Raw genomic sequence first — 23,617 nt, forward strand, 5'->3', positions numbered from 1 at the left:
CCATGAAAGCCCCGGGCTAGTTCGCCGCAGGTCACCGCAGACCCGAATAAGGTCAAGGGGTCGCAGGTTCAAATCCTGTCATCCCGACGGCCGAGCGGGTTCTCGCAGCTCACAGCTGTGGGGGCCCGCTTTTTCGTGGTCTCGTACCTGTTCTTCCGGTCGAGCAGACGCTCGGTGACACCTTGACTGGGGGCTGAATCGATCGGCGCGGCGGACTCGGATAAGTCGGATGCGGTGGAGGATTCGTCGGATCACGCGAAGGGCACGCGGCCGACGGCGCCGAGGAGGACTTGGCTCGCCTCGTCGTCAGGGTCGGGGCACAACGAGGGTGGCGGTTGCCAATGGGCTGCCCGTCCGAGGCCGGGTGCGACGAATTCGGTACCGGCGAGTAGTGCCTCAACCTGGCGGTAGGTGTGAAGCTGGGCCGCGTTTCTCACCTCAGCTGTACGCTGTCGGCCGCTGACGCCGCCCAGAAGAAACGAGTGGCCACGAGGACGCCGATCGTTTCGGGTGTATCCCCCGTGCGGGCGTGGGTTCGGGTGCGAGTCTCATCACGACCGACGCGCGCCATGGAAAACCGGACCCGGTTCTGCGCTGTTTCGGTAACGGCCGTGGCGCAACCGGTGGCGAGGACTGGTCGGTGCTGCGTGACGAGGCCAACGCCGGGTCCAAATTGTCCACACGTGACCGAATTCCCGGTCGGTTCACGCCAGGAGTTTTCTCAGTCCTACCATTCTTTGGTGATTTGGCATTAGAACAAGTCCACGGCTCAACGCGTAACGCGCGATTGCGAGGGTCGACTCTGCGTACAGACCGCCTGCGCAACGGGGCGCAGGCGGCACGATCCACATCGGGATGCACGATGAGCAGACGAATGAAGACGCTGATCGCTGCTGCGGCGGTCCTTGCGATCGCGGCAGCGGTCCTGGGAGCCGGAAGCGCGTCCGCATATGGCGGCGACGGGAAGATGGATGTCTATCAGATCGGAATATCCTTCAACTGCAACAATCCCGCGTTCTGCGGCAGCGAGAACCTCGGCGGATTCTGGGGATGGGGCGAACTCGACCATAACCCCGCAACTGGCGTCAACACCGGCGACGCCGAACTGACCGGCTGCAGCCACGGCACCTTCAACGGCGCCGCCCACACCAGTGTCGAGGTCACCCGGTGGTGGATCGCCCCCGGCAGCGCCGGGCCCTACACCTTCTACACGGACGAAATTGACACCACCACGAGTCGCGGGCACACCGACGTCACCACCATCATCGGCGACGACATCGGCGTCCCCGCTGTCCCCGGTCACTACTCCACCAGCGAAATCTTCGGTTTCACACCGCCACCCGGCGTCAGCGCCCAGATCCAAGTCGCTTTCAAGCCAGCACACTGACGCCCAGAGGTCGCGTGCCCGCACGACCGGGCACGCGACCTCACGTCAGTCCGGTGGGCGCAGGGAACAGGTCGAAAGGCTGTGGACGCCGCCCCTCCTCGGCGTGCAATCGGAGCTTGCGGGCTTCTGGATGTCCACGACAAGGCCATGCGCGAGTTCGATGAGATGGCTCACCGGATCAGGGACGAACACTGGGACGCACCGAGACGCTCTCGAGTGGACGGTCCGGGATGTGGTCAACCACCTGGTGCCCGAACAGTTGTGGGTGCCGCACCACCTGGCCGGCGCGGAAGTCCAACAAGACGATCACCAGCTCGGCCGTCCTGGAGGTCCATATCAGGAACCCGGCCGCGCACACGGATCTGCGTAACGTCGATCGTGTCGAAGCTGAGGACCGCGCACTCAGTTAGCGTAAGCCTTGCCCTGACGAACATATGGACGCAGATGTCTGCCGACAAAGCGGCAGCGCACCGCTTACGGGGGGGGTCTCCCGTTCGGCGCCGGTTTCGGTGGCGCTCCGCCCCCGCCTGCTCTGCCGGCGCCATCGGCCGTAGGGCCCAACAGTCCCCTTGACAAGCGCAACGCGCTCAACGAGGAGCTGGTGGCTGCTCTTCTCACCGAAATCACTGCTGCGCAAGGGGAATCCACCGATCTGGTCGTGCTTCGCGGCGAAGGCCAGGGCTTCAGTGCGGGCTTCGATCTCGGTGGGCTGGAGGGGCAGTCCGACGGCGACCTGCTGCACCGCTTCGTGCGTATCGAGCAGTTGCTGCAGGCCGTGCACACGGCGCCCTTCGCCACACTCGCACTGGCACACGGCCGCGTGTTCGGTGCCGGCGCGGACCTGGTGTGTGCGTGCAGCCACCGGGTCGCCGCGCCCGGGACCCGGTTTCGTTTTCCGGGCCTCGCATTCGGCATCGTGCTCGGCACCCGGCGCCTGGCCGGGCGGGTCGGTGCCGACACCGCCCGCGCCATCCAAGCCGGTGGCCGGACGCTCGACGCCGCCGAGGCCGAGCGCACCGGCCTGATCACGGCCATCGCGGACACTCCGGAGTGGAGCGAGGTGGTGAAAACCGTCGAAGCGGAAGCCGGTGGGATCACCTCCACCGCACGCGCGGTATTCCACCGCGCTCTCGCGGATGCGCGGCCGGACGAAGACATGGCACATCTCGTGCGCACGGCCGCGCAACCCGGGCTGCGGGACCGGATCAGCCAGTACGTCGGAGGAGGAAAACGGTGAACAGCAAGGAAAACCCCGCGACGAAGGTCGTCGCGCTGAGCGAGCTGGCCGCCCGTATCCACGACGGTGACTCGGTCGCGCTCGGCGGGAGCTTCTTGCACCGCGGGCCGTTCGCCCTGGTACGGGAGCTGATCCGGGCGGGCCGCACCGGTCTGGAAATCGTGAAGCAGTCGCCCGGCTACGACATCGATCTGCTGTGCCGTGCCGGCGTCGTCAAGCGGGCACGCACGGGGATCGTGGCGCTGGAGGGTAACTTCGGCCTCGCCCCGTGGTACCGGCGTGCGGTCGAGACACACGCGCTGGAGCTGGAAGAGCACGCGTGCGCGACGCTCACCGCGGGCCTGCGCGCCGCGGCATTCGGTGTGCCGTTCCAGCCGGTCGGCGGCGTGCACGGCTCGGACCTCGCCGAGCTGAACGGCTGGGCGAAGATCGACGACCCGTACGGCTCCGGCGAAGCTGTCTACGCGATCCCCGCCGTCCGCCCCGACGTCGCCGTGATCCAGGCGAACGAAGCCACCGCCGAGGGCGACGCCCGCGTTTTCGGCACTACACATTGGGATCGCATCATGACCCGCGCCGCCCGGAAGGTGCTGGTGGTCGCCGAACGCCTGGCCGACGCGAGCGAGTTCGAAGCCCGGCCGGAGCTGACGCTCGTGCCGGGCTTCCTGGTCGACGCCGTGTCCATCGTGCCGCGCGGCGCGTGGCCGGGTTCGTGCTGGCCGGACTACGGCGTCGACTACGACTCCGTATCGGCCTATCTCGACACGGACGAGCACACCCTCGACGACCACCTCGCGGCCGCGCCGGAGGTGAGCCGATGACCAGCTGGACGCCTTTCTCTTATCTCGTCACGAATCTCGCCCGCTTCGTGCGGCCGCATGAGGTCACGTTCAGCGGCGTCAACTCGACGCTCCCGATGCTCGCGTGCCTGCTGGCCAAGCGGGCCTACGACTTTCCCTTCACCTACATCAACGTCGCCGGCGGCGTCGACCCGCGGCCATCGTCCGTGCCGATCTCCAGCTCCGACCCGGTGCTCGCCGAACACAGCCGGTCGATCTTCGCCAACGAGGACTTCTACGACCTGTGCACCCGGGGTGGGATGGACCTGTGCTTCCTCGGCGCCGCGCAGATCGACGGCCGCGGTGACACCAACGTTTCGTGCATCGGCGACTGGCACGAGCCCAAGGTGCGGCTGCCGGGAGGGGGCGGTGGTGCGGTCATGCTGCCCACCGCGCGGCGCTGCTGCACATGGCGTACCGAGCACTCCCGCCGGACGATGGTCGAACGGCTCGACTTCCGCACCGCCGCCGGTGGCATGCACGGCGTGGTCACCCCCATCGCCGTCTTCGTCCATGACGGCGAGCGGTTACGCCTCACCTCCTGGCATCCCGACGTGGACCTCGACGAAGTGCGCGAGCGCACGGCCTTCGAACTGGTCCTGCACGAGGACGCGGGCCCCACCCCGCCGCCGACCGCCGCGGAGGCCGCCGCGCTGTCTACATTGGACCCGAAAGGTGTGTTCGAGTCCGATGCCCGGGTGGCGCTGCGATGAGTATCGACCATGAACTCATGGCGGCGCTGGAAAAACATGCTTCTCGCGGCCGCACGGCGTTGCTGACCGATCGCGAATCGGTGACCTACCGCGATCTCGCCGACCGCGTCGGGGCGGCGGCCGCGGTCCTGGCGCGCCTGCCCTCGGGGTCCACGCTCGGTATCAGTGCGGACAAAGGCACGCCCCTGATCGTGGCGATGCTGGCCGTCCTTCGGGCCGGTCATTGCGCGTGCGTGCTCGAACCCGGCCTCGCCGCGGCCTCGGTGGCCGAGCGGGCGGGGCGGTTCGACATTACCCACGTTCTTGCGGATGGCGACCGCCTCACCGGTCTCCGTGCGCAACCGGGCGTCGCGGTTCTGCCGCTCGACGACGTTCTCGGTGGCGTGGCGGAGGAGTTGCCGTGGGCGGACGCGTCGGCGCCGGCGCTCATGTTGTTCACCTCCGGCAGCACCGGCGCGCCGAAGGCGATCAGACTCGCTCGCGCCAACCTGCTCGCGCACGCACGGGGTGTCCTCGCCCATACCGGCCTCACCCCGGACGACCGGCTGTTGCACCTGATGCCGCTGCACCACACCAACGGCATCAACAACCAGATCCTCGCGCCGCTGCTGGCCGGGGCGAGTATCGCGCTCGTGCCGAAGTTCCGGGCCACCGAGGTCGAAGACCAGATCACCCGGTTCCAGCCGACGATCATCACCGGCGTCCCGACGATGTACCTCCGGATCCTGCCGCACCTGCGGGCCCACCGCACACGCCCTTCGTTGCGCCTGCTCCGATGCGGCTCGGCACCCCTGACCGTCGCACAGCACGACCAGATCGAGGCCGCGTTCGGCGTCCCGCTCGTCCAGTCCTACGGGCTGTCGGAGGCCACCTGTACCTCGGCGATGAACCCACCCGGCGCAATACGGCGAGGCACCGTGGGCACGGTGTTGCCGGGGCAGATCGTCCGCATCCTCGACCCCGGGACCGGCCAGGACGTCGCGCCCGGCAGCGAAGGGGAGATCTGTATCGGCGGCCCGACGGTGATGAACGGCTACGTCGGCGAGACCACGGGCCCCGTCCGCGACGGCCTTCTCCACACCGGCGACCTCGGCACTCTCGACGCCGACGGCTATCTCTCGGTCACCGGGCGCCTCAAGGACGTGATCATCCGTGGCGGCGAGAACCTCTCGCCCCACGAGATCGAGTCCGTGCTCACCGCCCATCCCGATGTCGCCGAGGCCGCGGTGATCGGCGTCCCGCACCACGACCTCGGCGAAGTGCCCGTGGCGTTCGTCGTGCCTGCGGAGTCGGCCGTCCCGCCCGAAAGGCTGCGAGAGCACGTGCGAACGGCGTTGAGCAGGATCCACGCACCCGAGGAAGTCCACTTCGTCGATGCGCTCCCGGTGAACGCAGTGGGCAAGGTGGACAAGAAAGCGCTCAAACGAGGTGTACGACCTCTTGGTGGGCAAGGGACGGCGGAGAACGGCGGAACCAGCTGTCGCTCGCTGTCAGGTGGGAGTTCACCGCGAAGCTGAACGAGTCTAGCGAATCCGGCGTCGCGGTCAGCCGGGCCATCGGCCGCAAACGCGCCCTGCAGATGTTACTGACAGGCGAGGGGATCGACGCGGCGACAGCGGCCGACTGGGGCTTGATCAACGAGGTGGTTCCGGCCGAGCGGCTTCCGGACCGCGCCATGGAACTTGCGGATTACGTCGCGGCGGCGAGTCCGCTCACCTTACGCATGGGCAGGCACGCCTTCTACCGGCGGATCGACCTGCCGCAGCCCGCCGCCTACACCGAGATGAACGAAGGTCATGGCCACCAACGCGATCACGTGCGACGCGCAGGAGGGCGCAGGCCTTCCTCGCCAAGCGCACCCCGGTGTGGCAGGGGCGGTAAGCCGCGCCGTGTTGGATCGTGGCGTAGCCGTCGCCGGATCGTTGTGGCCTCCAGCCCCGGGCGGCGAATGTCCTTTGTGGCCGCGTGTGGATGCGACCACCCCACGCCCAACGCCCCGGTCCCGAACCGGTCTCGCGGCGGCCCGGCAACCACCGCCGGCTCGACGGATAGACCTACCCAGCTGCGAATCGCACCGGTCCGGGCCTATCGCCTTGCGCGCCGGCGCGGCCTACACGCACGGCTTCACCGCAATGCGCTGTTTCAGCGAGGACGACTGATCCCCAGGAATCCGGCTCGGACCACGAGGAGCGACATGACCTCCAATGCCCAGGGCGCACGCGACGACGACCTGGATGCCTTCATCGCGGACGTCGGGACCGTCGTCTCGGCGGGAGGCAGTGAAGAGGACGTCACCGAACAGGTCGCGGCGCGCCTGCGTCGCCTGCTCGCCGTCGGTCTCCAGCTGCCCGGCTCGATAACCGCTCCGCGCGCCGAACGGTACGTCATGAGGCCGCTGCACGTAGATCCCGGCGGCGCGTTCTCGATCGCCTGCGCGGTCTGGGACGTCGGGCAGAGCACGCCGGTTCACGGGCACGAGACTTGGGGCGTCGTCGGCATCCACTCCGGAGTCGAGCGTGAGGTCGGCTACGTCAAGCCGGTCAGGGAGGACGAGCCGCTGGCCGTCCGCACCGAGGCCGACTGGGGGCCCGGCGAGGTGACCGTCTGTTGCACCACGGAAGACGACGTGCATCAGGTGGCGTGCGGCAGCGATATACCGTGCGTCGGGATCCATGTCTACGGCGCGGACATCGGAACGCTCCCGAGACGCTCCTACGAACCCACGACCGGACACCAGTCCTGGTTCGTCTCCCACTGGGGGTGAGCCGACCGGCTTCGATCATGCCGGATCGGGCGGGCTAGGTGGGATCTCGAGGCTGAGTTCGAGTATCGCCGAGCTGAGCGTCTTCCCGTGGCGTCGAGATACAACGACGTCGTGACGGTGTCGTCACGCGGGCGATGGCAGACGAACAACAGCGCGCCGACGATGTCGAGCGTTTGCCGTTCGACACGGGCTGTGACGCGGTCGCCGAGGTGTCGTCGGCGTGGTGTCCGGCCTGCTGACCGCGCAACACCTTGCCGGATGGGGCTACCCCGGCGCGCCGCTGAAGACGACCGCGCTCGGCATCGGGGTACAGGGCGCCGCGTACATCGGCTCCACGTTCATCAGCATCTACCTGGTGACCGACTTGCACTACCCGAAGTCGCCGGTGTACTGGATCACCGCCGGGGTCACCTGGTAGCCGTGGCGTTGACGCCGCTGACCGGACGCGTCGCCGACCGCGTCGGCCCGATCAAGGTCGCGGCCGCCGGCCTCGTCGGGTACGCCGTGATCACCTATCCCGCCTTCGTGCTGATGGACGTCGGGAACATCGGGATCGCCGCGCTCGGCTACGTGCTGATCATGGTGAACATGGCGTTCCTGCAGGTCGGGTTGTTCACGGTCACCCCTGCCCTGTTCCCGGACGCGCTCCGCTACACCGGGACCGCGCTCGCGACGAACGTCTCCGTCGTCATCGCCGGCGGCACCGCGCCCTACATCGCCACCTGGCTCGTGCGGGCGACGTCCGACCTGCGCGCGCCGTACTACTTCGTGGCGACGACGTGTGTGATCGGGTTGATCGCGATCGCCGTGATGTGGCGACGGCGTGACACCGCCCCATCGGCCGGCGCGATCGCGTGAGGACAGGCACCACGATCATGCCCGATCGCTGCACGGGAAAGTGTCGTGCTGCGGGTTATGGCGCGCCGGCGGTCAAGGACAGGTTGAACGAGTACCTGGTGGCGCGGTAGGCGTGCCACCCGTACTCGACGACCCGGCCAGTCTCGTCGTACGTGGTGCGCTGCATGGTCAACAACGGCGCGCCCGGTTCTTCGTGGAGCAGGTCGGCGTCCTCACCGGTAGCCAGCCGCGCACCGATGGTCTGCTGCGCGGCGTGCATCCGTACCCCCGCCGACCGCAGCAACTGGTACAGACCCTTGGTGCGCAGCTCGTCGTCGGAAGGGGCGATGACGCCGTCCGGCAGGTAGTTGTTCATCACTGCCAGCGGCTCGCCCCCGGTCAACCGCACTCGTTTCAGCCGCCGCAGATGAGTCAGGGTCGGCGCCTCGAGCAGCTCGATCGCGTCGGCGGGCGCGGGTTCCACGCGATTGAGGAGGACGATCGACTCGGGTTTGCCGTCGAGGGCCGCGAGGTCGTCGAACAGGCTGCTCAATCGCAACGGCCGCGCGACCTTCGTACGCACCACCTGAGTGCCGACGCCGCGCTTGCGCACGAGCAGCCCCTGGTGGACCAGCGTCTGGATGGCCTGCCGGATCGTCGGCCGCGACAGCCGCAGGTGTGCCGCGAGGTCGATCTCGTTGTCCAGCCGGGCGCCCGAAGGCAGCCTGCCGTCCTCGATCGCGGCGCGCAGCTGCCGGGCGACCTGGAAGTACAGGGGCTCAGGGCTCGCCGAGTCCAGCGTGATGTCCGCTGCATTCCACGTGATGTCCATCGGCCTCAGTATATCGCGTACACCTTATTGACATAATGTCCGTATGTCTTGACATATGACCGAAACGTGGCAGGCTTGTGCTGTACCCCGGAACAACGAGGAAGGCGGCGAGCACCATCACCCCACAGTTCGATCTTGTGACCATGGGCCGGGTCGGGGTCGACATCTACCCGCTGCAGACGGGTGCCGGGCTCGAAGACGTCACCTCGTTCGGCAAGTATCTCGGCGGCACTGCCACGAACGTGGCCGTCGCGGCGGCGCGGTACGGCCGGCGGTCCGCGGTGGTCACCAAGACCGGTGCCGATCCGTTCGGCAGGTTCGTTCACCGGGCGCTGCAGTCCTACGGGGTGGATGACCGCTTCGTGGGCGTGAGCGCGCATCTGCCGACACCGGTGACCTTCTGTGAGATCTTCCCGCCGGATGATTTTCCGCTGTATTTCTACCGTTTCCCGCAGGCGCCGGATCTCGACCTCCATCCATCCGATGTGGACCTTGACGCGGTCCGCGCGACGAAGATCTTCTGGGTCACGGCCACCGGGCTGTGTCAGGAGCCGAGCCGCTCGACCACCCTCGACGCGCTGGAGGCCCGTGGTCGCAAGGCGATCACGGTACTGGACCTTGACTACCGCCCGATGTTCTGGGAGTCCCGTGAGCAGGCGCACGAGTGGGTGAGCAGGGCCCTTGACCACGTCACCATCGCCGTCGGCAACCTGGACGAGGCGGAGACGGCGGTCGCGACGCGAGAGCCGCGGGACGCGGCGAAGGCATTGCGGGACAGGGGAATCTCGCTGGCCGTGATCAAACAGGGCCCGAGGGGCGTGCTCGCGGTGGACGATTCCGGGGAGGTGGAGGTGCCGCCGTTGCCGGTCGAAGTGGTCAACGGGCTGGGCGCGGGTGACGCGTTCGGCGGCGCGCTGTGTCACGGCCTGCTCTCGGGCTGGGACACCGAGCAGGTCATCCGGTTCGCGAACGCCGCCGGCGCGCATGTCGCCGGTGAACTGGCGTGTTCGGATGCGATGCCGACCGAGGAGCAAGTACTGGAGAGGCTCAACCAGAATGTCTGACAAGGTGCGCGAACTCGTCGCGAAGCGGGTGGCCGATCCGGGGGCGATCGCGGAAGCGGCGGCGAACCGGGTCAGGCCGGAGTCGCTGTTCGGCCCGAACGGCCGGACGATGATCATCGCCGCGGATCACCCGGCCCGCGGCGCGAACAAGGTGGGCGACGATCCGTTGGCCATGGCTGACCGCGGTGAGTTGCTGGACCGGCTGTGTCTGGCGCTCGAGCGCCCCGGGGTGACCGGGGTGCTGGCGACCGCCGACCTGCTCGACGATCTGCTGCTGCTGGGCGCGCTGGACGGCAAATCGGTGTTCGGATCGATGAACCGCACCGGCCTGGCCGGTTCGTCGTTCGAGATCGACGACCGGTTCGCCGGTTACGACGCGGAAGCGATCGCGCGTGCCGGTTTCGACGGCGGCAAGATGCTCACCCGCATCGCGTTCGGCGACCCGGCCACCCCGGCGGCGCTGGAGAACACCGCAAAGGCGATCAACGCGCTGGCCGAGCGCAAGCTCATCGCGATGGTCGAGCCGTTTCTGTCGAACTGGGTCGGGGGAGAGGTCGTCAACGACCTGTCTCCGGAGGCGGTCATCAAGTCGATCACGATCGCCTCCGGCTTGGGCCGGACGTCCGCCTACACCTGGCTCAAGCTGCCCGTGGTCAAGGACATGGAACGAGTCATGCAGTCCGCCACGCTGCCCGCTGTGCTGCTGGGCGGGGAGGTCAAGGACGCTGACGCGGCGTTCGCCGCATGGCAGAAGGCGCTTTCCCTACCGACCGTGCAGGGCCTGGTGGTGGGGCGCTCGTTGCTGTACCCGCATGACGGGGACGTCGCGAAGGCAGTCGACACGGCGGTGGGGTTGCTATGAACCACAAGCTGTACCAACCGGCGGGCAGCACCGCCGAGGGACCGTTCGACCTCGTGGTCACGCCGGAGTTCGCGGGCTGGGGTTTCTCCGGCCTCCGGATTCTCACCCTCGAGAGTGGATCGCGCACAGTGTCCACCGGGGACAGTGAGACATTGGTTCTGCCGCTGTCCGGCAGCTGCGCGGTGAGCGTGGACGGCGAAACCTTCCAGCTCGCCGGGCGCACCGGCGTCTTCGATGGCGTCACCGATTTCGCTTACCTGCCAACGGGTTCCGAGGCCACGATCACCGGCACCGGCCGGTTCGCGCTCCCCTGCGCCAGGACCGGGAAGAAACTCGCCGCCCGCTACGGCGCGGCGGAGAACGTGCCGGTCGAGCTGCGTGGTGCCGGAAACTGCAGCCGCCAGGTGCACAACTACTGCCTGCCGCGCACGTTCGACGCGGACCAGTTGCTCGTGTGCGAGGTGCTGACGCCGGGCGGGAACTGGTCCTCGTATCCGCCGCATAAGCACGACGAAGCCCGCGAGGGCGAGAGCGAGCTGGAGGAGATCTACTACTTCGAGGTCGCGAGTGGCGGCATGGGGTATCAGCGCGTGTACGGCACGAACGAGCGGCCGATCGACGTGCTGGCCGAGGTCCGCTCCGGCGATGTGGTGCTGATACCGCACGGCTGGCACGGTCCGTCGATGGCGGCGCCTGGCTACGACCTGTACTACCTCAACGTGATGGCCGGTCCCGGCCAGGAGCGGGCCTGGCTGATCTGCGACGACCCTGCCCACGGCTGGGTGCGCCAGACCTGGCAGTCCCAGCACATCGACCCCCGGCTCCCGTTGGGACACAAGCGATGAAACTCACCACCGCCCAGGCCCTCGTGCGGTTTCTGGCCAACCAGTACTCGGAGCGCGACGGCGTCGAGCAGCGGCTCGTTCCCGGGGTGTGGGGCATCTTCGGGCACGGCAACGTCGCGGGTCTCGGCCAGGCGTTGTTGCAGGCGGCCCGCACCGGCGAGGTGCACCTGCCGTACTACCTGGCGCGTAACGAGCAGGGCCAGGTGCACGCCGCCGCCGCGTTCGCCAAGATGCGCAACCGCCTGCAGACCTTCGCATGCACGGCCTCGACCGGGCCGGGTTCGACGAACATGATCACCGGCGCCGCGCTGGCCACCACCAACCGGCTGCCGGTGCTGCTGCTGCCGAGCGACATGTTCGCCACCCGCGCTCCCGACCCCGTGCTCCAGCAGCTCGAGGACGCCCGCGGCGGTGACGTGTCGGTGAACGACGCGTTCCGCCCGGTGTCGAAGTACTTCGACCGGATCACCCGCCCCGAGCAGCTGATCCCGGCCGCGTTCGCGGCGATGCGGGTGCTGACCGATCCGGTCGAGACCGGCGCCGTCACCCTCGCCCTGCCGCAGGACGTGCAGGCCGAGGCCTTCGACTGGCCCGAGGACTTCTTCCGGCGCCGGGTCTGGCGCGTGGGCCGCCCAGTGCCGGAAGCCCCAGCCATCGAGCGCGCGGTCGCCCTGCTCGAGAACGCGAAGCTGCCCCTGATCGTCGCCGGTGGCGGCGCCGTGTACTCCGAAGCAGAGCAGGAGCTGCGCGCGTTCGCCGAAGCCACCGGCATTCCGGTCGCCGACACGCACGCCGGGAAGGGCGCCGTCCCATGGGACCACCCGGCCGCGGTCGGTGGCCTCGGCTCCACCGGCACCTCGGCGGCGAACACGCTGGCCGCGGGCGCGGACGTCGTGCTGGGTATCGGCACCCGCTACAGCGACTTCACCACTGCCAGCCACACGGTCTTCGCGAACCCGGACGTGAAGTTCGTGAACCTCAACGTCGCTCGCCTTGACGCCGCCAAACACTCGGCCGAGATGCTGCTGGCGGACGCGAGACTCGGCATCGCCGCGCTACGGGAAGCGCTCACGGGCTGGCACGTCGACGACGCCTACCGCGCACGGGCGCGGACGCTGGCCGACGACTGGAACCGCAGGGCCGACGAATGTTTCCACCTCGGCTGCCACCCGCTCCCGGCACAGACCGAGATCCTGGGCGCGCTGAACGAGACCCTGAACGACACCGACGTGGTCATCAACGCGGCCGGTTCCATGCCCGGTGATCTGCAGATGCTGTGGCGTGCCAGGGATCCCAAGGCGTACCACGTGGAGTACGCATACTCGTGCATGGGATACGAGGTCGCGGCCGGGGTCGGCGCGAAACTGGCCGCACCCGAGCGCGAGGTCGTCGTGCTTGTGGGGGACGGCTCGTACCTGATGATGGCGCAGGAGATCGTCACGATGGTCGCCGAGGGCCTGAAGGTGATCATCGTGGTGGTGCAGAACCACGGGTTCGCCTCGATCGGCGCGCTGTCGGAATCCCTGGGCTCGCAACGGTTCGGCACCTCCTACCGCTACCGCAACGAGGAAACGGGGCAACTGGACGGCGGTACCCTCCCGGTCGATCTGGCCGCCAACGCGGAAAGCCTCGGCGCCACGGTCCTCCGGGCGGCGGGAGTGGACGAATTCAGGCAGGCGATCGTCCAGGCCAAGGCGAACACGACGACCACCGTGGTGCACGTCGAGACCGATCCGTTCGGCCCCAACCCACCCGGCTCCGCATGGTGGGACGTGCCGGTCAGCCAGGTCTCCGATCTCGAATCCACCCGCACGGCCTATCAGAACTATTCGGCGGCCAAGCGGAACCAGAAGCACTACCTCTAGGAGCAGCAGTGACAACCATCGAGCACTGGATCAGCGGAGCCGCCACCCCGGCTGGATCCGTCCGGACCGCGCCGGTGTACAACCCCGCGACCGGTGAGGAGCAGGCACGGGTGCTGCTCGCGGAATCGTCCGATGTGGACGGCGCGGTCGCTGCTGCCGCCAAGGCTTTCGAGGCGTGGGGGGACTCCTCGCTCTCGCAGCGCACACGAGTCATGTTCGCCTTCCGTGAGCTGCTCGTGAGGCATGAGGACGAACTGGCGCGCATCATCTCTGCCGAGCACGGCAAGGTCGTCGACGACGCGCGCGGCGAGATCGTCCGTGGCCGCGAGGTCGTCGAGTACGCGTGCGGGATCGCGGACGCGCTCAAGTGCGGCTTCTCCGACCAGGTGTCCCGCGACGTCGACGTGCACGACTTCCGGCAGCCGCTCGGTGTCGTCGCGGGCATCACCCCGTTCAACTTCCCGATCATGGTGCCGCTGTGGATGCACCCGATCGCCATCGCGACCGGCAACACGTTCATCCTCAAGCCCAGCGAGCGCGACCCGTCCGCGTCACGGCTCGTCGCCGAGCTGTATGCGGAAGCGGGCCTGCCGGACGGTGTGTTCAACGTCGTCAACGGCGACAAGACGGCAGTCGACGCGATCCTCGACCACCCCGATATCGCGGCCGTCTCCTTCGTCGGCTCCACCCCGATCGCGAAGTACGTGCACGAACGCGCCACCGCGGCCGGCAAGCGGGTGCAGGCGCTCGGCGGCGCGAAGAACCACGCCGTCGTGCTGCCTGACGCCGACCTCGAATTCGCCGCCAACCACCTCACCGCCGCGGCCTTCGGCTCCGCCGGTCAGCGCTGCATGGCCATTTCCGTCGGGGTCGCCGTCGGGCACGCCGCCGACGGGCTCGTGAAAGTCTTGGCGCGCAAGGCGACCGAGGTCAAGGTCGGCCCCGGTGACGACGCCACCAGCGACATGGGCCCGGTCGTCACCCAGGCGGCGAAGGACCGCGTCGTCAACGCCGTGACATCCGGCGCCGACCAGGGCGCGACCGTCCTGGTCGACGGCCGTGCCCTGAAGGTCGAGGGGCACGAGAACGGCTTCTTCGTCGGACCGTCCCTCCTCGACCATGTCACCACCGAGATGGACGCCTACCGCGAGGAAATCTTCGGCCCCGTCCTCGCCGTCGTCCGTGTCGACACGCTCGACGAGGCGATCGCTCTCATCAACACCAATCCTTACGGCAACGGAACCGCCATCTTCACCGGCAGCGGCGAAGCCGCACGCCGGTTCCAGCGCGAGGTCAAGGTGGGCATGATCGGCGTCAACGTGCCCATCCCCGTCCCCATGTCCTACTACTCCTTCGGCGGCTGGAAAGACTCCCTCATCGGCGACAGCCCCATCCACGGCCCGGCAGGCGTCCAGTTCTACACCCGCGCCAAAGTCGTCACCACCCGCTGGCCCCGCACGGCCAACCCGGCGGCCGCCCTCCATTTTCCGACCTCGAACTGAGGTGAGGTCCCGCCCCTGCCGAGGGATACGACGTCCCGTCCGCGCCGCGGATCGCCCCAGCGTGGATGGGGGAGCCGGTGAACCCGGTGACGGTGGTCGCGCCGGTTCGGGCCCGAGCTGATCCGCCGTCCACAGTGGACGGCCCGGTTTCTGCGCTACGGCGCCCGGCTCGCCGCCGCGAACGAAGCACTGGGCCCCCGGCTGAAACAGGCGGCGCTGTGGAGCGACATGGCCTGGCTCAAAGAGCGCTGGGGCGGGCCGCTCGTGGTCAAGGGGATCGCGACCCCGGCCGACGCGCGGCGGGCTGTCGATTCCGGTGCCGACGCTCTCGTGGTGTCCAACCACGGCGGTCTGGCCCTCGACGGAGCACCGGCGACGCTGCCGGTACTGCAGTCCATTGTGGATGCCGTCGCGGGCGGGATCGAGGTGTATCTCGACGGCGGCGTGCGGCAGGGAAGTGATGTGCTGCGGGCGCTCGCGCTGGGCGCGCGGGCGGTCATGATCGGTCCGGAGCTGCTGAGCCTCGCCGTCGGTGGCGTCGCCGGAGTCGAGCACGTCCTCGAGATGCTGCGCCATCAGGTCGATATCGCCCTCGCCATGGTGGGCGCTCAGTCGACGAGGGACCTCGACGCCTCGTTCGTGCGGGCGCCCCGAGAGTGGGCCATCGCGGCGTCAGGGTCGTACTCGTAGATCCAGCCGTTCGCCACCAAGGGATCGTCGCCGGCGAAAGCCTTGTCGCGGGCATGTTGTTCCGGACCGTCCGGGAGGTGGTTGAGGTGCGACCGGCCATGGCTGATTTCCTGGAGCCGGGTGGTGCGCGGGATCCGCAGCTTCTCGTAGCGCTGGAGCGCCTTGGCCGGGTCGGCGCGGTCGCCGGCGAGGCATCGGGCGAGCACGGCGGCGTCCTCGATCGCCTGCGCCGCGCCCTGGGCGAAGAACGGGAACATCGGGTGTGCGGCGTCGCCGAGGAGGGTCACCGGGCCGTAGCTCCAGCGGCGCAACGGCGCCCGGTCCAGCAGCGCCCAGCGCCCGGGGGTGTTCGCGGCCTCGATCAGGTCGCGGAGCCGGGAATCCCATCCCGCGAACTCGACCAGGAACTCCTCGACGGTCGCGGTCGCGGTCCAGGATTCGACGGAATAGTCCCCGGCCGGCGCGAACGCGACGAGGTTCACCAGCGTGCCCGCGGAAATCGGGTAGTGCACCAGGTGGTGACCGGGGCCGATCCACAATGTCTGCGCGTTGCGGCGGGCGAACGCGGGTGCCTGCTCCGCCGGTACCAGGGCACGAAAGGCGCAGATGCCCGAATATGCCGGGGCCGGAGATTCGGTGAAAGTGCCGCGTACCACGGAATGGACACCGTCCGCGCCGATCACGACATCCGCCTCGATCACTTCGCCGTCCTCGAACCGCACGGACGGGCGCTCGCCCCGCATGACGAGTTCGGTGCACCGCTTGCCGAGCCGGACCACGCCGTCCGGGACGGCGCTGCCGAGGACGTCGAGCAGATCGGCCCGGTGTGCCGTGTAGGTCTGCTCGCCATACAAGCGCTCACATGCCGTGGCGAGATCTTCCGCCGACAGCACGGTTCCGTCCGCCCAGCGGCGGAACTCCCAGCCGACGTCGAGCCGTACGGCACGTTCGACGAGGGCGTCGAGCACACCGAGCCTGCGCAGCAACCGCGCCGCATTGGGTGCCACCACGAGACCCGCACCGACCTCCTTCAGCTCACTTGCTTGTTCGTACACCGTGCAGGTGAGGCCGGCCCGGTGCAGGAACGCGGCGGCGGCGAGCCCGCCGATTCCGCCGCCGAGGATGGCGATGTGCGGGTTTCCCGCTGGTTCCGTCACTACGCACTCCACTCCCGCGGTGCCTCCGGCATTCGACTGGGACCATGGTGCCGGGCCGGCCGGGCGCGCGGGCGACCATGGCCATTCTATGAACATGGCAGGTAGCATCGGCGGACGACGACGAGCAGTCCCGAGACGGGCCGTCGACGCGGCCGCGGCGGCACTGGGCGAGTGGTCGGAGCTGCCGCCGGTGCGGCGGCGGGAGGTTCTCCAGCGCGCCGCGGACCTGCTGGGGGAGCGGGCTGACGAGCTGTCCGCGTTGATGGGGCGGGAAATGGGGGCCACCCGCCCGTGGTGCCTGTTCAACGTGCATGTCGCCAGGGGCATGCTGGCCGAAGCCGCGGCGCAGGCCTACTCGGCGGTGGGTGAGGTGATCCCGTCGGATGTGCCCGGCCTGACCGCGCTCGGTATCAGGCAGCCCGCCGGTGTCGTGGTCGGCATCGCGCCGTGGAACGCGCCGCTGATCCTGGGCGTGCGGGCGGTCGCGATGCCGCTGGTCTACGGCAACACGGTGGTTCTCAAGTCCTCGGCGCAGACGCCGTGCACGCAGGCGGCGATCGTGGAGGTGCTGCACGAGGCGGGAGTCCCGGCTGGCGCGGTCAACCTGATCAGCAACGCCCCGGAGGACGCGTCCGGGATCGTGGAGGCCCTGATCGCGCACCGGGATGTGGCACGGGTGAACTTCACCGGATCGACGCGGGTCGGGCGGATCATCGCCGAGGTGGCGGGACGGCATCTCACCCGGGTCGTCCTGGAACTGGGCAGTAAGGCGCCTCTTCGCCAACCCGGGCTCGACGGAGATCTCCTTCCTCACCGGGCTGCCCGACGATTTCGAATTCCGGCTCGCCCTGCACGAAGGGTCCGTCGTCGGCATGGCGACCGGATGGGCGATGGCGCGCGGACGCCCCGCGTTCGTGAACCTGCACACCACGGCCGGTCTGGCCAACGCCGCGGGCGCACTGGCGACCGCGCGCACCAACCGGGTCCCGCTCGTGGTCGTCGTCGGGCAGCAGGACCGGCGCCACCTCGCCCACGACCCGTTCCTGGCTGGCCGCCTCGACGGGCTGCTCGGCGAGTATCCCGTGTGGACGAACCAGCCCGCCCGCGCGCAGGACGTCCCGGCGGCGATCGCGCGAGCGCACCACGAAGCCGTCACCGCGGCCGGACCGGCGCTCGTGGTGGTTCCGATGGACGACTGGCTGCGGCCGGCCGAGCCGCTCCGCGGCGCCGCGCCACTCGAGGTCCGGCGGGCGGCCGCGTCGATGACGGACGAGATCGACGACCTGGCAACGATCCTGGACGCCGCCGCCAGTCCCGTGCTCGTCGCCGGGTCGGGCGCCGCGGACGAGTCGTCGTGGGCGGCATTGGTGGCACTGGCTGAACGGCTGGGCTCGCCGGTGTGGCAGGAACCTTTCGGTGCCCGCGCGGGATTTCCACAGGACCACCGGCTCTTCGCCGGTCACCTCCCGCCCGGGTGGTCCGGTGTTCGCGCCGGACTGGCCGGGCACGACGTCCTGCTGGTCGTCGGCGCGCCAGTGCTGCGGCAGTACCCGTGGGAGCCGGGCGAGCTGGCCCCGGAGGATGCACGGTGCTGCAGGTCACCCAGTACGCGGACGAGGCGCACCACAGCGTGGCTGACGTGGCCGTGCTCGCCGACCCCGGCCGGATCGCCCGCCGGCTGGCGGAACGCGTGCGCCCCCGGGACACCGCCCCGGTGCAGCGTGGCCGACCCCATCCGGTCGCGCCGCCGGAACCGGGCGAGCCGTTACGACCGGCGCACGTCTTCGACCTGCTCGCGGCGGGCATTCCCCGCGACACCATCCTCGTCGAGGAGTCACCCTCCAACCGGCCGGAACTGCACCGCCGCGTCCCCGCCCGCGACCCATGGGGATTCGTGAGCGCGGCCGCCGGGGGGCTCGGTTTCGGCCTGCCCGCGGCGATCGGCCTGAAGCTCGGCTCGCCGCGGCGCCCGGTGGTCGCCGTGCTCGGTGACGGTTCGTCCCTGTACGGGATCCAGGGACTGTGGAGCGCGTCGCACTACCAGGCCGGTGTGCTGTTCGTCGTCATGGCCAACGGCGCATACGCGATCATGGACCGGCTCCCGGAGCATTCGGGGCTGGGCAAGGCACCCTGGCCAGGCTTCGCCGAGGTCCGGATCTGCGACACCGCTAGCGGGCTCGGGTGCCCGGCGGTGCGGATCACGAGTCACGCGCAGCTCGTCCAGGTATTCGACGAGATCCTGCCTTCGCTCGCGGAACGGACCTGCCCACTCGCGCTGGACATCGAAGTCGCCCCGGACGCGACCTACGGCTGAGATCGCTGTTGTCCAAGCGATCAGCACCCGGCTACGCGCGAGGCTGTCGTCGAAGCCGACCACGGATATCTGGCCGGGTACGTCCACGTCCCGCTCACAGGTGGCCATCGGCCATCTCGGCGTGCAGTGGCCGCGGTCGGGCGTTCGTTCACAGCAGGCCGTTCCGGCGGGCGATCATCACTGCCTCGCGGCGGCTGCGGGCGTCCAGTTTGCGGTAGGCGCTGCGCAGATGCGTCTTCACGGTGTTCACCGAGACGTTGAGCTCGTCCGCCATTTCCCGGGTCGTGGCCGGGGTGGCGAGCGCGATCAGCAACTGGCGCTCGCGCGGTGTGAACGTGTCCTCGGTCGCATTGGTGGCGGGCTTGGTCTTGGCGAGGATCTCCTCGGCGAAAGCGTTGTGGTGCCCCAGCTTTCCGGCGCGGGCGGCGAGCAGGTCGCGGATGGGCCGGCCGGCCGTCGCGAACGGCCGCAGGGAACGCAGGCCCTCCGCGAGTTCGAGCGCGGTGTGGAGGTGGTTGTTGGCGATGACGGTGTCGCGTTCGCGGCCGGCGAGGACGGCGGCCATCAGGTGGGCTTGAATGCGGTTGGGCCCCAGATGGAACCGGACGTCCTCGGCGGTGATGGTCTTCAGCACCCGCCGCGCCTCGTGATAGTCGTTCATGCGTGCGAGGCTGTGGGCGCGCATCAACTGGGTGTCGCCGCTGATCCCGAGCAGGCGCCGGGCCCGGTGCTCCGTGCCGGCCGCCCAGTCGGCCCGGTGAAGACGGAGTGCCGCGTGATATTCGATCGGTGCGGCGATCGCGACCAGCATGGGTGGCACGGGGTCGCCGGGGGTGACGCCTGCCCATTTCTCGCGGAGGGCGCGGAGCGTGTGCTCGTCGGTGGGGCAGCCATCGAGCCGGAGCGCGGCGGCGAGGGTGTGCACCGCGAGGCAGACGTTGCGGTCGTTGCTGGCGCGGCGCAGTTCGGTCGCGCGTTCGGTATGTCTTCTCGCATCGTTCTCGTCGAGGGTCTGGTAACCGGCCCAGCCGGCGACCGCGTGCGCGAGGCAGTTCGCGGCGGTGCCGGCCAGATCGTGCTCGTCGGCGTACCGCAGCGCGCGCTCGGCCGCGGCGAGCACGCTGGGAAAGTCCTCGTCCACGGCGGCGACGCTCGCGAGATGGGCAAGACAATGCAGGGCCGCGTAGTGCCAGTGGTGCCCGGTGGCAAGGCCCAGCGCTCTTTTGAGCGCCTTGGCGGCCGTGCGGTGCTGGCCGACCGCGAACTCCGCGGCCGCGTGGTTGACCAGGGCGAGCAGGCCCAGATCCGGATCCTGGAGGAAGTCGCTGGTCTCCCCGGACCGGACCGGGAGGTTGCCGGAAAGGCGCGCCCGGTACTGGTCGACGCAGGTTCTCAGGTGGCGCACGCGGGGCTTCCGCTCCGCGTGGGGTTCGGTGCCCAGCCGGGCCAGCCGTCGCTCCGCGCTCGCCTTGTCTCCCGCGATGAGGCTGGCCAGCAGCAGGACGAGGCCCGCGGACGGGCGTGCGGTGACCGTCGGGGGCAGTGTGTCCGCGAGTTCGAGCAGCGCCGTGCCGCGCCCGGCGAGCACGAGCGACAGCCCCTGGGTGTCGACCAGATGTGCCAGGAGGTCCGGATCGCGGCCGTGGGCGGCGTGCTGTAGCGCTGCCACCGGTTCCCCGTGGCCGGCGTACCAGGCGGCCGCGCGCCGGTGCAGGGCCGCCAGGTGCGCGGGATCGCGTCCGCTCAGGTCGTTCCGCAGATGTGACTGCAGCAGCCCGTGGCAGCGGTACTCGTCGAGCGCCGGGCCCCACTGGGTGACGAGCAGTATCCGATGCGCCAACCGCTCCAGGACCGCGCCCGCGTCGGCCCGGCCGGTCAGCGCGGTGGCGAGGGCGGTCGACACGTGCTCGCAGGGGCTGATGGCGTCGAGGACTTCCCGCTCGAGCGGGGACAGTTTGGCGACGACTTCCGCGATGAGGTGGCCGGCCATGTGGCTGCCCGTCCGGAGCAGGGATTCGATTTCCGTTCCGGGAGGCGACGATGCCAGAGCCTCCGCGAGGAACGCGACGCCCTCGGGCCAGCCTTCCGTGCTCGTCATCACGTGCCGCAGATCCGCTTCGGAGAGCCGTACCCCGTGGCAGGCGAACACCTCGGCCGCCTGGGCCGGGCCGAACGCGAGGTCCGCGGCGGTCACTTCCCACATCCGGCCTTCGACCGAGAGCCGGTGCAGCCCGAGCGGCGGCGTGGTCCTGCTGCAGAGCACCAGATCGAGGCATTCCGGCTGATACCGGATCAGCAGATCGAGGTGCCGCAGCACGACCGGGTCGTGGAGGTTGTGCACGTCGTCGAGTACGAGGCAGGTGCGGCCGCGCCGCCTGGCGGTCTCTTCGACGGCGATCACGAACTGCTGGGCGCCGTGCGGGGAAGGCGAGCCGGGGGTGAGCCACGGGCCGTCGCCGCCGCCCAGGCTGGTCAGGATGTCCGGCCACAGGGTGAGCGGGTCGTTGTGGGTGTGGTCGAGGGTGAGCCACGCGAGGTGATCGTGGCGCGGCCGGAGCGGCTGGTGTGCGGTCCAGGAGGCCATCAGGGTGGTCTTGCCGAACCCGGCCGGCGCGCACACGAGGGTCACCGACGGGCGGGGATCGCCGGCGAACGGGCCGCGGCGAAGCAGCCGGTGCAGCCTGGTCCGGGGCACGTGCCGCTCCGGTGCCGGCGGTACGGTCAGCTTCGCTGGCAGAGCGCGGCCGCTCTCGAGGATTCTGGCGGGATCCATTTGTCCGAACTTAAGACATATTCGCGGTCTGCTACATATCGAACGGGAATTGATCACGGAATTCCACTCGGTGGAGTGATTCTGTGGTGCGCGGAAACCGCCACCCGAATCGATCTTCCCCCTTGAGGGCGGTGGGGGCTGGCGCGGTCTCACCTGCTGGGAGTGATGCGCCCGCAGGCTCATCCGGCCAAGGTGAGCTCACGCCTCCTGGCGTCCGGTAGCCACGGGAATACGGCCCGCCGTGGCTACCGGTTCATTCCCGATCGAGGTAGTTGGGGAGGGCATGAGATCCGCGCTGGTGCGTTTCGGCGGCGCGATAACGGCGGCAGCCGGGCTGCTGTTCGCCCCGTCCGGCCCGCCGGCGGCGGCGCCCGCCCGGCCGTGGGTGCTCGCCGAGTCCGAGGAGTTCGCCGGTGGCGTGCTCCAGCCACGCGCGTGGGAGGTCTATAACGGCTACAACCCGCTCTCGGGCGAGACGTGGCGGGCGGACCACTGCTCGGTTTCGCACGGCGTGCTGGAGTTGCGGGCCGACCGTTCCGGTCTCTGCGGGATAGCCGCGCGCACCCAGCACGTGTACGCGAGAATCGAGGTGCGGGCCCGGTTCCCGGTGCCGGCCGACCCCGGGCTGGCACCGGTCTTCCTGCTCTGGCCACAGGACGACCGTGACTGGCCGCAGGCCGGCGAGATCGACTTCATGGAGTGTTACGACCCGGCCCGGCAGTCGTTCGAGTCGTGGCTGCACTACGCACGAGCGGGCCGCGACGCATCGGACACGGCGGGTCGGTACCGGGTCGACATGACCGGATGGCACACGTACGCGGTGGAATGGACCCGGGACGCGGTCGCGGTTTCGGTCGACGGTCGCACGTGGCACACCTACCGCCGGCACGTGCCGGCCGGGCCGATGCACCTGACCCTGCAGATCGACCGCGTCGGACGAGTCGCCGGTGCCGCGAACGCCGAGGTCGACTGGGTCCGCACGTACCGGCAGTGAGGGCAGGAGACCCCAGCAGGAAGATCAGGGGCGGTCGCTGGTGGCGACCCACAACGCCACCAGCGACCTCTCCCCCCGGGCTTGGCCGACGCCGCGGTCATCATGGGATCGGCTGCGTGTCCCCGAGCAGCCTGGCGACGCTGGGGGAGCCTTCGATCACCGCGCGCGCCACCTCGGCGAGGCGGCGTCGGTCGCGGCGGGCGAAGGAACGCATGCATTCGAACGCACAGCTCACCGAGACCCCGTGCCGCTCGGCGAGAATGCCCTTGGCCTGTTCGATCTCGATCCGCGTGTGCAGCGCCGTCTGCAGCTGCCCCGCCAGGTTTTCGGCTTTGGCCACGGCTCTTCTGGACAGCAGGCACGCGCTCACGGTGGCCGCGAGCGACTCGGTGAGCCGGTCTTCCTCATAGCCCAGCGGGCCGCCGCGTTCGCGGAACAGGGTGATCGCGCCGACTGCTTCGCCGTGCGACAGCAACGGGATGGCGTGCGCCGCGGCGAAGCCGGCTTTCAGCGCGGCGGAACGGAAGCTCTGCCAGCGCTTTTCGGCGCGCAGATCGGGTGCGGCGACCGGTGTCCTGGTGCGAAAGGAGGTGATGCCCGGGCCATCGTCCGCCCGCAGTTCGACGAGCTGAGGTACCTGCGCGGTGCTGCCGGAGATCGCGGCCGGGGCCAGCGTCCCATCCGGTCTGGTCAGCAACACGCCGGACGCGTCGACGTCGACAAGGCGGGCCGAGAATCGAGCCAGCCAATCAGCGTACCGGGCTTCGTCGAATACCTGACCGTGGAGGTTGGACAGCTCGATGAAGGCCGCGGCTATCTCGACTTCACGATGCATGGTTGTTCCTTTCCCGGCGATGTCCACAGTGACGTGATCTCAACGACTTTCATTTGATCATTCGATGTTCAAAATGGGTCAGGGTGAGTGCGGCTTTCACGATGTCG

General features: G+C 69.3%; 21 protein-coding genes and 2 pseudogenes. 19 read left to right on the forward strand and 4 right to left on the reverse strand.

What is annotated here, in order from left to right; all coding sequences use genetic code 11:
* The first annotated feature begins 874 nt into the window (after positions 1–874).
* The 9 genes and pseudogenes from FG385_RS08945 to FG385_RS33835 all read left to right on the forward strand — a co-directional run bounded on the left by FG385_RS08945 (position 875) and on the right by FG385_RS33835 (position 7,798).
* A complete protein-coding gene (locus FG385_RS08945; protein WP_139096141.1) occupies positions 875–1,387 on the forward strand; it encodes a hypothetical protein in 513 nt (170 codons plus the stop codon).
* A 532-nt stretch (positions 1,388–1,919) separates the two neighbouring features.
* Positions 1,920–2,624, forward strand: a complete 705-nt coding sequence (locus FG385_RS08955; protein ID WP_139096142.1) for an enoyl-CoA hydratase/isomerase family protein — start codon at positions 1,920–1,922, stop codon at positions 2,622–2,624.
* A complete protein-coding gene (locus tag FG385_RS08960) occupies positions 2,621–3,445 on the forward strand; it encodes a CoA transferase (RefSeq protein ID WP_139096143.1) in 825 nt (274 codons plus the stop codon). The genes FG385_RS08955 and FG385_RS08960 overlap by 4 nt, the downstream gene beginning before the upstream one ends.
* On the forward strand, positions 3,442–4,176 hold the full coding sequence (locus FG385_RS08965) for a CoA-transferase subunit beta (protein WP_139096144.1): 735 nt from the start codon (positions 3,442–3,444) through the stop codon (positions 4,174–4,176). The genes FG385_RS08960 and FG385_RS08965 overlap by 4 nt, the downstream gene beginning before the upstream one ends.
* Positions 4,173–5,693 (forward strand): class I adenylate-forming enzyme family protein, encoded by a 1,521-nt coding sequence (locus FG385_RS08970; protein WP_139096145.1) that lies wholly within the window; start codon positions 4,173–4,175, stop codon positions 5,691–5,693. The genes FG385_RS08965 and FG385_RS08970 overlap by 4 nt, the downstream gene beginning before the upstream one ends.
* A gap of 62 nt (positions 5,694–5,755) precedes the next feature.
* Positions 5,756–5,902, forward strand: a pseudogene (locus FG385_RS34755) (enoyl-CoA hydratase-related protein); the annotation flags it as partial.
* Between the two features lie 468 nt (positions 5,903–6,370).
* On the forward strand, positions 6,371–6,940 hold the full coding sequence (locus FG385_RS08980) for a cysteine dioxygenase family protein (protein WP_139096146.1): 570 nt from the start codon (positions 6,371–6,373) through the stop codon (positions 6,938–6,940).
* Positions 6,941–7,163: 223 nt separating this feature from the next.
* Positions 7,164–7,358, forward strand: a complete 195-nt coding sequence (locus FG385_RS33830; RefSeq protein WP_235022460.1) for a hypothetical protein — start codon at positions 7,164–7,166, stop codon at positions 7,356–7,358.
* A 2-nt stretch (positions 7,359–7,360) separates the two neighbouring features.
* On the forward strand, positions 7,361–7,798 hold the full coding sequence (locus tag FG385_RS33835; protein WP_160148754.1) for an MFS transporter: 438 nt from the start codon (positions 7,361–7,363) through the stop codon (positions 7,796–7,798).
* Between the two features lie 55 nt (positions 7,799–7,853).
* Here FG385_RS33835 and FG385_RS08990 read toward each other — a convergent pair whose 3' ends face one another.
* Positions 7,854–8,609 (reverse strand): GntR family transcriptional regulator, encoded by a 756-nt coding sequence (locus tag FG385_RS08990; RefSeq protein WP_200834369.1) that lies wholly within the window; start codon positions 8,607–8,609, stop codon positions 7,854–7,856.
* 116 nt (positions 8,610–8,725) lie between these two features.
* On the opposite strand from FG385_RS08990, the gene iolC reads away from it, so the two are divergent.
* From iolC to FG385_RS09020, 6 genes are all read left to right on the forward strand, one after another.
* A complete protein-coding gene (gene iolC, locus FG385_RS08995; RefSeq protein ID WP_139096193.1) occupies positions 8,726–9,673 on the forward strand; it encodes a 5-dehydro-2-deoxygluconokinase in 948 nt (315 codons plus the stop codon).
* Entirely contained in the window at positions 9,666–10,535 is an 870-nt protein-coding gene (locus tag FG385_RS09000) for a Cgl0159 family (beta/alpha)8-fold protein (protein WP_139096149.1), read from the forward strand. Before iolC ends, FG385_RS09000 begins: the two co-directional genes overlap by 8 nt.
* A complete protein-coding gene (gene iolB / locus FG385_RS09005) occupies positions 10,532–11,380 on the forward strand; it encodes a 5-deoxy-glucuronate isomerase (protein WP_139096150.1) in 849 nt (282 codons plus the stop codon). Before FG385_RS09000 ends, iolB begins: the two co-directional genes overlap by 4 nt.
* Positions 11,377–13,245, forward strand: coding sequence for a 3D-(3,5/4)-trihydroxycyclohexane-1,2-dione acylhydrolase (decyclizing) (iolD, locus tag FG385_RS09010; protein WP_139096151.1), 1,869 nt, complete (start codon positions 11,377–11,379; stop codon positions 13,243–13,245). The genes iolB and iolD overlap by 4 nt, the downstream gene beginning before the upstream one ends.
* Positions 13,246–13,253: 8 nt before the next feature.
* Complete coding sequence (locus tag FG385_RS09015; RefSeq protein ID WP_139096152.1) at positions 13,254–14,747, forward strand: CoA-acylating methylmalonate-semialdehyde dehydrogenase; 1,494 nt, start codon at positions 13,254–13,256, stop codon at positions 14,745–14,747.
* 150 nt (positions 14,748–14,897) lie between these two features.
* On the forward strand, positions 14,898–15,437 hold the full coding sequence (locus FG385_RS09020; protein ID WP_235022469.1) for an alpha-hydroxy acid oxidase: 540 nt from the start codon (positions 14,898–14,900) through the stop codon (positions 15,435–15,437).
* Here FG385_RS09020 and FG385_RS09025 read toward each other — a convergent pair.
* A complete protein-coding gene (locus tag FG385_RS09025) occupies positions 15,356–16,594 on the reverse strand; it encodes an FAD-dependent monooxygenase (RefSeq protein WP_235022463.1) in 1,239 nt (412 codons plus the stop codon). The genes FG385_RS09020 and FG385_RS09025 overlap by 82 nt on opposite strands.
* 94 nt (positions 16,595–16,688) lie before the next feature.
* Here FG385_RS09025 and FG385_RS35580 point away from each other — a divergent pair.
* The 3 genes and pseudogenes from FG385_RS35580 to FG385_RS34760 form a co-directional block, all read left to right on the forward strand.
* A pseudogene (locus FG385_RS35580) lies at positions 16,689–17,312 on the forward strand (aldehyde dehydrogenase family protein); the annotation flags it as partial.
* A gap of 100 nt (positions 17,313–17,412) precedes the next feature.
* The gene (locus tag FG385_RS09035; RefSeq protein ID WP_235022470.1) at positions 17,413–18,492 is read left to right on the forward strand and encodes a thiamine pyrophosphate-binding protein; all 1,080 of its coding nucleotides are present in this window, start codon (positions 17,413–17,415) and stop codon (positions 18,490–18,492) included.
* Positions 18,489–18,908, forward strand: coding sequence for a thiamine pyrophosphate-dependent enzyme (locus tag FG385_RS34760; protein WP_235022464.1), 420 nt, complete (start codon positions 18,489–18,491; stop codon positions 18,906–18,908). Before FG385_RS09035 ends, FG385_RS34760 begins: the two co-directional genes overlap by 4 nt.
* Positions 18,909–19,056: 148 nt before the next feature.
* Here the strand turns inward: FG385_RS34760 and FG385_RS09040 are convergent, their stop codons facing one another.
* Positions 19,057–21,681, reverse strand: a complete 2,625-nt coding sequence (locus FG385_RS09040; RefSeq protein ID WP_160148755.1) for a LuxR C-terminal-related transcriptional regulator — start codon at positions 21,679–21,681, stop codon at positions 19,057–19,059.
* A gap of 283 nt (positions 21,682–21,964) precedes the next feature.
* Here FG385_RS09040 and FG385_RS09045 point away from each other — a divergent pair, with 283 nt between their 5' ends.
* Positions 21,965–22,675: a glycoside hydrolase family 16 protein gene (locus FG385_RS09045; protein WP_139096156.1), complete on the forward strand. Its 711-nt coding sequence runs from the start codon at positions 21,965–21,967 to the stop codon at positions 22,673–22,675.
* Between the two features lie 100 nt (positions 22,676–22,775).
* On the opposite strand, the gene FG385_RS09050 is transcribed toward FG385_RS09045, so the two are convergent.
* Entirely contained in the window at positions 22,776–23,510 is a 735-nt protein-coding gene (locus FG385_RS09050) for an ANTAR domain-containing protein (protein WP_139096157.1), read from the reverse strand.
* Between the last annotated feature and the right edge of the window lie 107 nt (positions 23,511–23,617).

Origin of the sequence: Amycolatopsis alkalitolerans (assembly GCF_006152065.1) — a bacterium.
Classification (GTDB): Bacteria; Actinomycetota; Actinomycetes; order Mycobacteriales; family Pseudonocardiaceae; genus Amycolatopsis_E; species Amycolatopsis_E alkalitolerans.